The sequence below is a fragment of the Amycolatopsis sp. NPDC003731 genome (genome assembly GCF_053586895.1).
In genome coordinates this window covers 15,742-29,208 of the sequence record NZ_JBSFNC010000045.1, presented here as the reverse complement: position 1 = coordinate 29,208, position 13,467 = coordinate 15,742, and the positions used below count along the sequence as shown (strand labels likewise).

Sequence of the window (13,467 nt, the reverse complement as noted above, 5' to 3'; positions counted from 1 at the left end):
TGCAGGGACGGCGGACACCGACACCGCCGGCGGGGACCAGGGCGGTGTTTTGCGCCGTTTGCGCAAACGTTACGTGGTCCAGACCAATTAGGGAAGCGTCACCACGGAGCGTGGCCAGTGGTCAAGACCAGCCCTCGGTCCAGTCGCCGCACTGGTCCAGTCCAGTAACGCAGCGCAGCCGACCCGGGCCGTATCCGGAACCGACCGCGACTGGCCCGACCGGGTGAAACCGGCACTTCGCCAGACACTTTGCTTGACGGGCGTACCGCAATCAGTCCACAGTCCCAACCGGGAATGGGAGCGCTCCCAAGTCGGACAGCCACTCGTCGACGAGGAGATCATCATGCGCGCAACCGGTTCCCGTGCCCGGCGAACAACCGCCTTCGCGGCGGCCTTGGCGGTGACGACGGCACCCGCGGTGGCCGGCCCGGCCGCGGACGCGGCGGAGGCCGCCGGCGGCTGCCGGGTCGACTACACGGTCAGCTCCCAGTGGCAAGGCGGGTTCGGCGCCGCCGTGACGGTCACGAATCTCGGCAGCCCGGTGACCGGCTGGCAGGTGGGGTGGACGTTCTCCGGCAACGAGCGGATCACCCAGCTCTGGAACGGCACCCCTGCCCAGTCGGGCACCCAGGTGTCGGTGACCAACGCGTCGTGGAACGGCGCGGTCGCCACGGGCGGGACGGTCTCGTTCGGGTTCACCGCCACGTCCGGCGGCAGCCCGGCCACGCCGTCGGCGTTCACGCTCAACGGCGTCGCGTGCAACGGCTCGGCGCCGACCCCGCCGGAGGAGGGCAATCCCGCGGTGAACAACAACTTCCCGGTCACCCGGGAGGCCGCGTACGGCGACAACCGGTACACCGTGTTCCGGCCGTCGAACCCGCAGGCGGTGGGTGCGCCGATGCCGGTGCTGGCGTTCGGCAACGGCGCCTGCGCGCACACGGACAACAGCGAGGTCACCCGCGCGTTGACGGTCATCGCGTCGAAGGGCTTCGTCGTCGTGGACACGGGTTCGGCGAACGGATCGGCCAACGGCGTGCCGAGCGGCTCCCCCATCCCGTCACTGCTGACCGGCGCGATCACGTGGGCGGAGCGGGAGCAGAACCGGTCCGGGGCACCGCTGGCCCAGCGGCTCGACCTGACGAAGGTGGCGACCGCCGGCCACTCGTGCGGCGGCCTCGAGGCCCTGGTCGCCGCGCAGGACAGCCGGGTCTCCGCCGCGGTGTCCCTGGACAGCGGCTTCTTCGCCGACGGCTCGTTCGGCTACTCCCGGGCCGAGCTCGCCCGGCTCCACGCACCGACGTTGTTCATGGCCGGCGGCCCGTCCGACATCGCCTACGACAACACCCGGGCCAACTACGACCTCGCCACCGTGCCCGCGGTGCTGGCGGTGCACCCCCAGGCCGGGCACGTCGGCTTCATCACCGGCAACCAGCTGTCCGACGGCATGACGACGGTCGTCCAGTTCCTCGACATGGTCCTCAACGGCAACGCGACGGCTCGCTCGTACATCCTGGACCCGTCCGGACTCGCGTCGAAGTACCCGTGGACGGTGTCCAAGAAGAACTTCTGACGACGGCACCAACGGCCTGCAACAGCAAGGAACCCCCTGTTTCCAGGGGGTTCCTTGTACTGCTGTCTCAACCAGACGTGCGCCCGAAGGGATTCGAACCCCTGACCTTCTGATCCGTAGTCAGATGCTCTATCCAGCTGAGCTACGGGCGCGTGTTCAGTTGTAACCTAGCACCCGGCGAACCGGGTACCAGCGGAGGCTCCGGGATTTGAACCCGGGAGGGGGGGTTACCCCCAACCGCATTAGCAGTGCGGCGCCATAGACCAGACTAGGCGAAGCCTCCTGGGCCCAACGACCACTGCTCAGATAGGTTACACACCCCTCGATCACCCCGGAACGGGACCCCCCTTACGCCCGCCGCAGCAGTCTGAGCAGGCGTGGAGAGCGGCCGCCCAGGCCTTCGGCCTCGAACGTGGCGATGCCGACGCGCGGGAGTTCGCGGACGCCCGGGTACACCAGGTACCGGGGTACCCAGCGCGGCTGGAACTTCGCGTTGAAGCGGTACAGCGTCTCGATCTGGATCCAGCGCGAGAAGAAGTGCAGGACCTTCGCCGACATGCGGGCGACCGGTCCGGCGCCGATGCGCTGGCCCTGCTCCATCAGCGCGCGGAACGCCGCGAAGTTCAGGGAGACCTGGGTGACGCCGTGGCGAGCGGCCGCCAGGAGGAGTTCGGAGATCATCAGCTCGTTGACGCCGTTGTCGGCCGTGCGGTCGCGGCGCATGACGTCCAGCGAGAGGCCCGTCTTGCCCCACGGCACGAACTGGAGCACGCCGCGGACGCGGCCGCCCTGCTCGGCCGTCACCAGGACCGACCCCGGGTCGCCCATGCGGCCCAGTGCCATCGAGAAGCCGCGCTCGGTGTCCGTTCCGCGCCAGGTGGCCGCCAGGACCTCCAGCTCGGCCAGCTCGCCCGGGCGCAGGTCCTCGGCGCGGCGCACCAGCACCTTGTAGCCCGCGCGCTTCGTGCGGGCCGCCGCCTGGCGGACGCCGCGCATCGTGCGGCCGGCCAAGGTGAACCCCGCCGCGTCGACGACCGCCTCGTCGCCGATCTCCAGGACCTCCAAGCCGAAGCGGGCCCAGACGGTCGCGCCGAGCTCGGAGACGCCCATCGCCGCCGGGGTCCAGCCGTTCCGCCGGCAGACCTCCAGGTACTCCTCGATCGCGCCCGGCCACGCCTCGTGGTCGCCCAGCGGGTCGGCCGAGCACAGCGCGACACCGGCGATCACGCGGTAGGTGACCGCGGCCTTGCCCGTCTTGGAGAACACCGCGAACTTGTCCCGCCGCAGCGCGAAGTAGCCGAGGGAGTCGCGCTCGCCGTGCTCGTCCAGCAGCCGGCGCAGCCGCGCGACCTCCTCGTCGGTCAGCCGCGGCGCCGGTTCGGCCGAGCGCAGCAGGAAGTACGCCGACACGAGCACCGCGGCGAGGCCGAACAGCAGCCCGACGCCGGTGACCAGGTCTTCCAGCCACATCTGGTGGAACACCGCGGGCCCGCTGGCGGCGACCAGCGCGAGCGCCGACTCGGCGAGCCGGTCGCCGAAGCCCATCGGTTCCAGGGCCGCGCGCGGCGCCACGGACAGCAGGATGACGTTGATCACGAACCCGGCCAGCGCCAGCTGGACGAACACGCGCACCGCCCGCCAGCGCCCGACGACCGGGTCCGGCTTCGCGACGAAGTAGCGCCGGTTGGCGATCAGGCCCACCAGCAGCAGCACCGACACCAGGCCGGCCGCGAAGACGTGCTTGAGCCCGAGGTGTGACATCGTCAGCAGCACCGTCGCGCCGACCGCCAGCTGCCAGGCCCGGCGCTTGCGGCGCCGGAGCCCCGCGGCCAGCAGCACCAGCAGGACGCCCATGACCAGCGCCACGGTCGCCGCCGCGACGGTGGCCTCCTGCGGCAGCTCCAGCCACTCGGCCAGGTGCCCGCGCAGGCTGCGCCGCCCGGCCGGGATCAGGATCGAGCCCAGGGTCATCAGGCCCGCCAGCCGGGTCACCCAGGTGATCACCCCCACGGTGGTGGCCCCCGCCACCTTCCAGGTGATCTGCGCGCGTGTCCCCGTCACCACCCGTACAACCCGCCGTGGATGATCATGCTTCCCCCATCTACCCCCCGGCGAGCTCCACGAACGGCGCCAGTGCCGCCGGGTTGGCCAGCGCGTCCCGGCTGACGGCCCGGTCGGGAGCCACACCGGCGAGGATCTTCTTCACCGGTACCTCACACTTCTTACCGTTCAAGGTACGAGGAATCTCGGAAACCACGACGAACCGATCGGGTACATGGCGCGGTGACAGTGCGCTACGCAGCTCCTTGCGCAGGCGCGGTTCGACGTCTTCGAGCGCGACGCCGCCGGCGAGCACCACGAAACAGATCAGCTGCCCGTCCTCGTTCCCGGCCGCCGAGGTGTCCACGACCAGGGAATCCGCGATTTCGTCGTAGCCCTCGACGACCCGGTAGAACTCGGCCGTGCCCATCCGGACGCCGCCGCGGTTGAGCGTCGAGTCGCTGCGGCCGTAGATCACCGCGGAGCCGCGGTTCGTGATCCGGATCCAGTCCCCGTGGCGCCACCGGCCCGGGTACATCTCGAAGTAGGCCTCCCGCAGCCGCGAGCCGTCGGGGTCGTTCCAGAAGAACACCGGCATCGACGGCATCGGCTTGGTGATGACCAGCTCGCCGACTTCCTCGACGACGGCCTTGCCCGCCTCGTCGAAGGCGTTGACCGCGGCCCCGAGCGCCGGGCACGACAGCTCGCCGAGCCAGACCGGGACGTCGGGCGCCGACGCGACGAACGCCGCGCACAGGTCGGTGCCGCCGGACACGGAGCAGATCTGGACGTTGCGCCCGACCTCGTTCACGATCCACCGGAAGCCTTCGACGCTCAGCGGCGCGCCGGTGGAGCCGAGCGCGCGCAGCCCGGTCAGGTCGTAGCGCTCGGCGGGCTTGATGCCGGCCTTGAGGCAGCTCTGGATGAACGGCGCCGACGTCCCGAAGTAGGTGACGCGGTGCTGCTCGGCCAGGTGCCAGAGCGCGTTCAGGTCCGGGAAGCCGGGGCTGCCGTCGTAGAGCACGATCGTGGTGCCGACCAGCAGGCCGGAGATGAGGAAGTTCCACATCATCCAGCCGGTGGTGCTGAACCAGAAGAACCGGTCGCCGGGGCCGAGGTCGGTCTGCAGCGCCAGCGCCTTGAGGTGCTCGAGGGTGATGCCGCCGTGGCCGTGCACGATGCCCTTCGGCAGGCCGGTGGTGCCCGACGAGTAGAGCACCCACAGCGGGTGCGCGAACTCGACCGGCTCGAACAGCAGCGGCGCGCCTTCGTGCTTCGCGAGCAGCTCGTCCCAGTCGAGAGCGCCGTCCATCCGGCCTTCGCCGACGTACTCGACGAGCACGGTCGCGGCCAGCGAAGGCAGCTGCGCCTGCAGGTCGGCGATCGTGGTCCGGATGTCGAACTGGCGGCCGTTGTACGCGTAGGCGTTGACCGCGAAGAGCACCTTCGGCTCGATCTGCACGAACCGGTCCGCGACCGCGCGGACGCCGAAGTCCGGCGAGCACGACGACCAGATCGCCCCGATGCTCGCGGCGGCGAGGAAGGCGACCAGCGTCTGCGGGCAGTTCGGCGCGAGCGCGACGACCCGGTCGCCCTTGCCGACGCCGAGTTCGAGGAACGCGGTCCGGGCGGCGGCGACCTGCGCGCGGAGCCGGCCGTACGTCAGGTGGCTCGCGAAGCCGTCTTCGCGGTGGAAGATCACCGCCGTCTCGTCGTCGCCCTTAGCGGCGCCCGCGACGCCGGGGGTGAGCGCGTGCTCGGCGTAGTTCAGGGTGCCGCCCTCGAACCAGACGGCGTCCGGCATCCCGCCGGAGAGCACCTCACCGGGCTGGTCGTGCCAGCGGACGCCGAGGAAGTCCGCGACCGCCGCCCAGAAGTCCGGGCCGCGCTCGACCGAGAACTCGTGCAGCGCGCGGTAGTCGTCCACCTCGACGCCGCGCTCGGCGCGCAGCCACCGGCGGAAGGCTTCGATCTTGGTGTCGGCAACGTGGCCCGGCTCGGGGCGCCAGAGCACTTCGGGGGCGTCGGCGGTGTGCGTCACGGTCCGAGCCTAATCCCTCGGATCCGGAAGTCACCGTGGTCGCAACCGACACGGAACCCCGGCCGGGAGTGGGTGCCGACCACACTCACCGCAGGTGCGCGTCGAACCAGTTGAGCGTGCGCTGCCAGGCCTCCGCCGCCGCGCCCGGGTCGGCGTCGAAGCGGTGGTTCGCGCCCGGGTAGTGGACGACGTTCGTGGCGACCTTCGCCGACGCGGCGGCGTCGCGGAGGCGCTCGACGTCGGCACCGCCCGCCTCGTCGCCGGCGTCGCCGTACATGCCGAGCCACGGGCTGGTGAGCCGCCCGGCGATCTCGACCAGCGCGGGCAGTTCGGCGGTCTGCTGCCCGCCGACGCTGACCGCGGCCCCGAGCTTGCGGTGCGAGGCGACGACGAGGGCCGCGGTGCCGCCGAGGTCGAAGCCCATCACGCCGAGCAGGTCGGCCTGGACACCTCGCTCGACCAGCCAGGCGAGGGTGCGGTCGGTCGCTTCCAGGAGGTCCTGCTGGGTGAGCTCCTCGTTCTCCAGGTGCGGGGTGACGGTCAGCCAGCCTTCGGTGGCCAGGCTGGCGAGCAGCAGTTTCACGCCGTCGGTGACGCCGTCGGCTTCGTGCAGCACCACCAGGCCGCCGCGCAGCGCGCCTTCGGGTTCCGAAAAGGTCAGCCGCAGGGTGCGGCCGTCGGTGCGCTGGTAGTCCACGGTGGAGGTCGGCGTCATTGCTTCACTCAATCACCTGGAGGTGAACGGGAGGAAGCCCGGTGACGCAGGTCGCGGTGGGGAAACCGCGCGAAGGGAGTCGCGGGGCGGCGGGCGGGAAAGATACGGTGACGGGGTCGTCCCGTCGATTTCCAGGAGCGCCGAAGATGCCGTCCGTGTCCCCGCGTGCCGATCTCGAATCGTTGCCGAAATACGTCCCCGGCCGGACGATCGAAGGCGCGATCAAGCTGGCGAGCAACGAGGTGCCCGGCGGTGCGCTGCCGAGCGTCGCGCAGGCGATCGCCGAGGCCGCGACGGGGGTCAACCGCTACCCGGACACCGGCTCGCAGGCACTGCGCGAGCGGCTGGCGCGCGAGCTGGACGTGCCGGTGGAGCGCGTCGCGATCGGCTGCGGCTCGGTGTCGCTGTGCCAGCAGACGATCCAGGCGGTGTGCGCGCCCGGTGACGAGGTCATCTTCGGCTGGCGGTCGTTCGAGGCGTACCCGATCGTCACGCAGGTCGCGAACGCCGTCTCGGTGAAGGTCCCGATCACCGAGGGCCAGGAGCTCGACCTCGACGCGATGCTCGCGGCGATCACCGACCGGACGCGCGTGGTCTTCGTCTGCAACCCGAACAACCCGACCGGGACGGCGGTGCGCCGCGCGGAATTGGAGCGGTTCCTGGCCGCCGTGCCCGAGCACGTGCTGGTCGTGCTGGACGAGGCGTACAAGGAGTTCGTCACCGACCCCGAGGTGCCCGACGGCGTCGGGTACACGCGCAGCCGGCCGAACGTCATGGTGCTGCGCACGTTCTCGAAGGCGTACGGCCTCGCGGGCCTCCGCGTCGGCTACGCGGTGGCACCCGAGCCGATCGCGGACGCGCTTCGCCAGGTGTACGTGGCCTTCTCGGTGAACATGCTGGCCCAGGTGGCCGCGCTGGCGTCGCTCGACGCGGCCGACGAGCTCCTGGCCCGCTGCCAGGACATCGTCGTCGAGCGGACGCGGGTGCGGGACGCGCTGCTGGAGGCGGGCTACCGGGTGCCGGAGACGCAGGCGAACTTCGTCTGGCTGCCGCTCGGTGACCAGGCCGTCCCGTTCGCCGAGCACGCGCTGGACCGCAAGCTGGTGGTGCGCCCCTTCGCCGGCGACGGCGTGCGCGTGACCATCGGGACCCGCGAAGAGAACGACCTGTTCCTGGCCGCGGCGCGGGAGTTCAGCTCGCGAACTGCTTGACGACCAGCTCGATCACGGCGGCGACGCCGATCACCACGATCACGCCGCGCAGTACCACCGGCGACAGCTTCCGGCCGATCTTCGCGCCGAGGAAGCCGCCGGCGGTGCTGCCGACGGCCAGCCACAGCACGACGGCCCAGCTGACCGGCGCGACGAACGCGTAGATGATCCCGGCGACGAGGTTGACGACGGCGGCGAGCACGTTCTTGACGCCGTTGAGCTTCTGCAGCGGTTCGGACAGCAGCATCCCCATGACGGCCATCAGCATCACGCCCTGCGCGGCGGTGAAGTACCCGCCGTAGACGCCGATGAGGAAGATGAAGAACATCAGCAGCGGCCCGGGTTTGTGCTCGGTCCCGTTCTGTTCGCGCCGCTCGGCGACCCACTTCGACACCCGCGGCTGGATGACCACCAGGACCACGGCCAGCCCGACGAGCACCGGGACGACGGCTTCGAAGGCGTCCTTGGGCAGCGAGAGCAGCAGGATGGTGCCGCCGATGGCCCCGAGGAAGGACGCCACGGCGAATTTGGCGGTCTGCCGCCAGTAGCCCGTGACCTCGTGCCGGTACCCCCACGCCCCGCTGATCGTCCCGGGCGCGAGGCCGATGGCGTTCGAGGTGGTGGCGGTCACGGGCGGGTACCCGAGCGCGACGAGCACCGGGAAGGTGACGAGCGTCCCGGACCCGACGACGGCGTTGATGGTCCCGGCCCAGACCCCGGCGACCACGACGATCAGGGCGTGCCACCACGTCATGAAGCATTCACGCAGCGAGCCTAAGCATCGTGGGCCACTCCCGCGACGCGCACGGGGTCGGATGTGTCAGGTCAGACACCCCCGAGTTCACCGTGGGGTGAAGACGTCCAGGTGCAGGCGGTTCTTGACCGTCTTCGCCTCCGGCACGGGGTTGATCCAGATCAAGGGGCCGTCGCCCACCGGATCGACGATCGGCACCGGCCAGTCCGCCGGGCGCGAGTCGCCGGTCATCGAGTCGCGGCGGAGGTAGCCCAGGGCGCGGCACCACCAGTCGGCGAGGGCCTGGTGGTCGCCCGCGTCCAGGGCGAGGTCCTTGAATCGCGCGGTCATGCCGTGATCATGGCAGCCACCCCCGACGATTCCGGGAGCTGAGAGGATGAGCGGGTGGACACCGAGCAGGTCTGGAGCGCGACCGTCGACCGGCTGCGGGCGCGGATCGACTCCGGTGACCTGCCGCCCGGCAGCCGGCTGCCCGCCGAACGCGTCCTGTGCGAAGAGCTCGGGATCAGCCGGGGCTCGCTGCGGCAGGCGCTGCGCGTCCTGGACTCCATCGGGTACGTCCAGATCCGCGCCGGCTCCGGCACCTACGTCCGCGAGCAGCAGGAACAGCCCCTCCGGACCTGGTTCACCGAGCACGACCAGCTCGTCGAGAAGCTCTTCGACCTCCGGGCGACGGTCGAACCGACCCTCGCCGAACGGCTGGCCCGGCACGCCTCCGCGAAGACCGTGAGCCGGCTCGAGGACAACGTCGCCGAGATGGCGCAGGCCGCCGAGGACGGGGACATGCTGCACGTCATCGCCGCCGATGCCGAGTTCCACCGGGTGATCGCGCAGAACGCCGGCAACGACGACGTCGCCGGGCTGCTCCGGTCCGTGCTCGTGCTGGTCGGCGAGGAGCGGCGGGCGGCGCTGCGGCTGCCCGGGCAGATCCGCAAGGCCGTCGCCGACCACCGGGCCATCCTCGACGCCATCCGCCGGTCCGACCCCGCCGCCGCCCGCGAGCTGACGCTCAAGCACCTGGTGGACGCCAAGAACTACGCGCACGACTTCGCCGCGGAGGAGCGCTGAAATGGAAAAGGTCCGCTTCACCGGAGAAAAGGCCACCAACCTGGCCACGCTGTACGGCCGCGCGCTCGACTACCGCAGCGCCCACCCGATCCTCGGCGACCGGGCGGCCGACGACGCCGTCCGCCGGATCGACTACGACTTCACCAGGATCGGTATCTCCCCCGACCGCGCGATCTCGGTCGTGCTGCGGGCCAAGCCGATCGACGACTGGGCCGCCGAGTACCTGCGCGCCCACCCGGACGCGATCGTGCTGCACCTGGGCTGCGGCCTGGACACCCGGTTCCAGCGCCTGGCGCCGCCGGAGACCGTCCACTGGTACGACGTCGACTACCCCGAGGTCGTCGAGCTGCGCGAAAGGCTGTACCCGAAGGCGCCGAACCAGTCGCACATCGCTTCGTCGGTGACCGACTTCGAGTGGCTCGACCAGGTGCCCGCGGACCGGCCGGCGCTGATCGTCGCCGAAGGCCTCACGATGTACCTGAAGCCCGAGACCGGCACCGAACTGTTCGGCCGGCTGGCCGCGAAGTTCCCGTCCGGCCAGCTGATCTGCGACCTCTTCAACCGGACCGCCATCAAGATCCAGAAGCTCAACGCGCCGGTGCGCAAGGCGGGCGCGACGCTGTACTGGGGTGTCGACGACCCGCGGGAACTCGAGCGCTGCGGCCTCACGCTGGAGTCCTCTTTGGACGCCGCGCACTGGGCCACCCCGGACGTGCTGGCCAAGATGGGCCCGATCACCCGGTTCCAGCTGCGGATGCTGAAGGTCGTCCGGCCCATGGCCCGGACCGCGCACATCGTGCGGTACCGCTTCTGACGAAGGCGGGGCGGGCCGCGTCACGCCCTTGGCCTCGCCGCGCACGGTAACCAGCCGCCACCGGGGGTGGCCACGCATTTCCGGCCGTACGATCGACGCCGTGCGCAAGATCGCCGTGAAGAACGTCCGCGTGGTGTTGCGCACCAGCCTGGGCTTCGCCGGGCTGGGCATCGGCTCGAGCGTGGCCGGGTCTGGCGTCGTCGCCCTGCTGCTCGTGCTGCAGGGCCTGCCCAACGACGTCGGCGACCGCGGCTGGGTGCTCGGCCTGACCGCCGCCGGCATCGTCGCCGCCGCGCTGCTCGCCGGGACGCTGTGGACCGCCTGGCTGCAGCGCCGCACCGCCATCTGGTTCGTGCTGGGGCGCCCGCCGTCGGTGAGCGAGGCGCGGCGCGCGTTGCGGCTGCCGGTGGACATGGCCGTGGTCAGCGGCACGCTCTGGCTGATCGGCACCGTCATCCTCACCGTGCTCGCCGGGGTGCTCGGCTCGGCCGGCGACGCCGGGGGCATGGCGACGGTGATCGGGCTCGGCGGGCTCACCACGGTCGGGCTCACCTACCTCGCCGCCGAGTGGGTGGCGCGGCCGGTGATGACGATCGCGCTGGACGTCCTGCCGCCGCGGGGCTCGCTGCCGGTGACCGTGCTGACCCGGCTGGTCGTCACCTGGGCGCTGGCCAGCGGTGTCCCGTTGGTGGGCGTGCTGCTCGTCGCCACGCCGCCGGACCTGGGCTCGGGCGACCACACCGCGAGCCTGGTCATGCTGTCGGTGATCGGTCTCGCCGTCGGCGCGATCGGCACCGCGCTGCTGGCCAGGGCGGTCGCGGCACCGCTGCACCGGCTGCGGGTGGCGCTCGACGAGATCGCGCGTGGCAACAACGACGTCGCCGTGGACGTCGACGACGCCAGCGAGATCGGCCGGCTCCAGACGTCGGTGAACCAGCTCGCCGCCGGCCTGCGCGAGCAGGCGCGGATGCGGGACCTGTTCGGCAGGCACGTCGGGGCCGACGTCGCCCGGCACGCGCTGGAGTACGGCGCGTCCCTCTCGGGCGACGTCCGCGAGGTCACGGCGTTGTTCGTCGACGTCGTCGACTCGACCGCGCTGGCCTACCGCACGCCGCCGGAGGAACTGGTCGGGAAGCTCAACCGGCTGTTCGCCGCGGTCGTCTCCGCGGTCAACGCGCGCGGTGGGCTGGTCAACAAGTTCCAGGGCGACGCCGCGCTGTGCATCTTCGGCGCGCCGACGCGGCTCGCGGACGGCCCGACGGCCGCGCTGGCCGCGGCGCGGGCGATCCGGGACGCGGTCCGCGAGGCCGGCGAGCTCGAAGTCGGCGTCGGCGTCTCGAGCGGCCCGGTGTTCGCCGGGCAGCTGGGCACCAGCAGCCGGCTCGAGTACACCGTGATCGGCGACGCGGTCAACGAGGCCGCGCGGCTCACCGAACTCGCCAAGGCCGTCCCGTCACGGGTGCTCGCCAGCGACGCCGTCGTCTCCGCGGCGCTGCCGGGCGAAGCCGCGCACTGGGAGAAGCACGGCGAGCTGGCGCTGCGCGGCCGCCAGGAGGCGACGCCGACCTGGACGACCGGCGCTCAGGACAGCTGACCCAGGTCCGGCCAGCGCAGCACGGTCGAACCCCAGGTCAGGCCCGCGCCGAACGCGCTGAGCAGGACGCGGTGGCCCGGGACGAGCGTCCCGTCCGCGCGGGCGTCGGCCAGGGCGAGGGGGATGGACGCGGCACTGGTGTTGCCGACCCGGTCGATGTTGGCGACGACGGCGTCGGCGGGCATGCCGAGCTGCTTGGCCGTGGCCTGGAGGATCCGGATGTTCGCCTGGTGCCCGACGAACCGGTCGACGTCGCCGACCATCCAGCCCGCGCGGTCCAGGACCGTGCGCGACGACTCGGCCATGCGCGCGCAGGCGTGGCGGAACACGGCCGTGCCCTGCATGGCGAGGAAGCGGTCGCCCGGCTGGTCGGACAGCCGCCGCCGCGCGCCGCCGGCCTCGACCCACAGCAGCTCGGCGTGCTCGCCCTCGCTGTGCAGGTCGAACGGGCCGAACGCGCCCGGCTCGTCGGCGTCACCCGCGCGGAGCAGCACCGCGCCGGCGCCGTCGCCGAAGATCGGCACGGTGGTGCGATCGCCGGGGTCGATGAGCGTGGTGAAGGTGTCCGCGCCGATCACGAGCACGCGCTCGGCCAGCCCGCCCGCGATGAACCCGGCGGCCGTGGCCAGGGCGTAGACGAAGCCACTGCAGACGGCGTTGACGTCGAAGGCCGCGGCCGTGCCGAGCCCGAGCCGGGCGGCGACCTGCGGTGCGCTGGCCGGGCAGGGCTGGTCGGGCGTGGAGGTGGCGAGGACGACGGCGTCGGCGGAGGTGCCCGCGAGCGCTTCGCGGCCCGCCCCGACCGCGAGATCCACAGTGGACTCGTCCGGGCCCGCGACGCGGCGTTCGCGGATCCCGGTGCGGGTCCGGATCCACTCGTCCGAGGTGTCGAGCCGGGCGGCGATTTCGTGGTTGTCCAGGACTTTCGTCGGCAACCACGAACCGAGACCGGTCAGCACGGCGGCAGGTGCGGGCACGGGAGAGCCTCCCCACGCCGGCGGGTTGGCGGAGCGACCGGCTGGTCTTCCACTTCTATGGGCTACCCCCTGGTAGACCGGTCAGTTGTGTTCCAGCTCACGCAAAAAGTTGTTTCATCTTCGCCCCGGACGGAGTAGTGAGCGACGTCACGGAGGAGTGACACGCGGCGAATTGTCGGGGGTGCCGGTTAGCCTGCTGAGGTGCGGACACCCGACCTCGACCAGCTGGACATCGCCATCCTCGCCTGCCTCCAGGCCGACGCCCGCACGATCGCCGAAACGATCGGCGCGAAGGTCGGCCTCTCGGCCGCGGCCGTCCAGCGGCGGATCAAGCGGCTGCGCGAGGCGGGCGTCATCGAGCGCGAGGTCGCGGTGCTGTCGCCGGAGGCGCTCGGGCTGAGCATGACGTTCGTGGTCACGGTCGAGATGGAGCGGGAGAACCTCGCGGTCTTCGACGGGTTCCGCCGCCAGGTCCTCGCCGAGGACGCCGTCCAGCAGTGCTACTACGTCACCGGCACGGCGGACTTCGTGCTGATCGTGACGTGCCCGGACATGGCGGGCTTCGAGGCGTTCACCCGGCGGATGTTCTTCGACAACCCGAACGTCCGGCACTTCACGACCAGCGTGGCGATGGACCGCGTGAAAGTGGGGCTCACGCTGCCGCTCGACCCGTAAGCTGTCCC

At 71.6% G+C, this 13,467-nt stretch carries 12 protein-coding genes and 2 tRNA genes; 6 read left to right on the top strand and 8 right to left on the bottom strand.

The features are described from left to right. Nucleotides 1-343: 343 nt before the first annotated feature. Nucleotides 344-1,570: a cellulose binding domain-containing protein gene (locus tag ACWDN5_RS20505; RefSeq protein ID WP_449677409.1), complete on the top strand. Its 1,227-nt coding sequence runs from the start codon at nt 344-346 to the stop codon at nt 1,568-1,570. Nucleotides 1,571-1,648: 78 nt separating this feature from the next. Here ACWDN5_RS20505 and ACWDN5_RS20500 read toward each other — a convergent pair. The 5 genes from ACWDN5_RS20500 to ACWDN5_RS20480 all read right to left on the bottom strand — a co-directional run bounded on the left by ACWDN5_RS20500 (nt 1,649) and on the right by ACWDN5_RS20480 (nt 6,366). Beyond that, nucleotides 1,649-1,722, bottom strand: a tRNA-Arg gene (locus ACWDN5_RS20500). Nucleotides 1,723-1,763: 41 nt separating this feature from the next. Beyond that, nucleotides 1,764-1,853 (bottom strand) — tRNA-Ser (locus tag ACWDN5_RS20495). 65 nt (nt 1,854-1,918) lie between these two features. After that, a complete protein-coding gene (locus ACWDN5_RS20490; protein ID WP_449677408.1) occupies nt 1,919-3,634 on the bottom strand; it encodes a phosphatidylglycerol lysyltransferase domain-containing protein in 1,716 nt (571 codons plus the stop codon). Between the two features lie 37 nt (nt 3,635-3,671). Beyond that, nucleotides 3,672-5,651, bottom strand: a complete 1,980-nt coding sequence (locus ACWDN5_RS20485; RefSeq protein WP_449677407.1) for an acetoacetate--CoA ligase — start codon at nt 5,649-5,651, stop codon at nt 3,672-3,674. 85 nt (nt 5,652-5,736) lie between these two features. Further along, the gene (locus ACWDN5_RS20480) at nt 5,737-6,366 is read right to left on the bottom strand and encodes a dienelactone hydrolase family protein (protein WP_310968102.1); all 630 of its coding nucleotides are present in this window, start codon (nt 6,364-6,366) and stop codon (nt 5,737-5,739) included. 146 nt (nt 6,367-6,512) lie between these two features. Between ACWDN5_RS20480 and hisC the strand changes: the two genes are divergently transcribed. Beyond that, a complete protein-coding gene (gene hisC / locus ACWDN5_RS20475; protein WP_449677406.1) occupies nt 6,513-7,577 on the top strand; it encodes a histidinol-phosphate transaminase in 1,065 nt (354 codons plus the stop codon). On the opposite strand, the gene ACWDN5_RS20470 is transcribed toward hisC, so the two are convergent. Further along, complete coding sequence (locus ACWDN5_RS20470; RefSeq protein ID WP_449677405.1) at nt 7,558-8,331, bottom strand: sulfite exporter TauE/SafE family protein; 774 nt, start codon at nt 8,329-8,331, stop codon at nt 7,558-7,560. The two genes, hisC and ACWDN5_RS20470, sit on opposite strands and share 20 nt — an antisense overlap. Before the next feature lie 87 nt (nt 8,332-8,418). Next, nucleotides 8,419-8,661 carry a VOC family protein gene (locus ACWDN5_RS20465; RefSeq protein WP_310968105.1) on the bottom strand — a complete coding sequence of 81 codons (243 nt, stop codon included), beginning with the start codon at nt 8,659-8,661 and terminating at the stop codon, nt 8,419-8,421. Between the two features lie 54 nt (nt 8,662-8,715). Here ACWDN5_RS20465 and ACWDN5_RS20460 point away from each other — a divergent pair, with 54 nt between their 5' ends. From ACWDN5_RS20460 to ACWDN5_RS20450, 3 genes are all read left to right on the top strand, one after another. Next, complete coding sequence (locus ACWDN5_RS20460; RefSeq protein WP_449677404.1) at nt 8,716-9,399, top strand: FadR/GntR family transcriptional regulator; 684 nt, start codon at nt 8,716-8,718, stop codon at nt 9,397-9,399. Between the two features lies 1 nt (nt 9,400). Further along, the gene (locus ACWDN5_RS20455) at nt 9,401-10,213 is read left to right on the top strand and encodes a class I SAM-dependent methyltransferase (RefSeq protein ID WP_449677403.1); all 813 of its coding nucleotides are present in this window, start codon (nt 9,401-9,403) and stop codon (nt 10,211-10,213) included. 100 nt (nt 10,214-10,313) lie between these two features. After that, complete coding sequence (locus ACWDN5_RS20450) at nt 10,314-11,807, top strand: adenylate/guanylate cyclase domain-containing protein (RefSeq protein ID WP_449677402.1); 1,494 nt, start codon at nt 10,314-10,316, stop codon at nt 11,805-11,807. Here ACWDN5_RS20450 and ACWDN5_RS20445 read toward each other — a convergent pair. Further along, nucleotides 11,795-12,784 (bottom strand): beta-ketoacyl-ACP synthase III, encoded by a 990-nt coding sequence (locus tag ACWDN5_RS20445; RefSeq protein ID WP_310968110.1) that lies wholly within the window; start codon nt 12,782-12,784, stop codon nt 11,795-11,797. The two genes, ACWDN5_RS20450 and ACWDN5_RS20445, sit on opposite strands and share 13 nt — an antisense overlap. 201 nt (nt 12,785-12,985) lie before the next feature. On the opposite strand from ACWDN5_RS20445, the gene ACWDN5_RS20440 reads away from it, so the two are divergent. Then, a complete protein-coding gene (locus ACWDN5_RS20440; RefSeq protein WP_310968111.1) occupies nt 12,986-13,459 on the top strand; it encodes an Lrp/AsnC family transcriptional regulator in 474 nt (157 codons plus the stop codon). Nucleotides 13,460-13,467 lie beyond the last annotated feature (8 nt).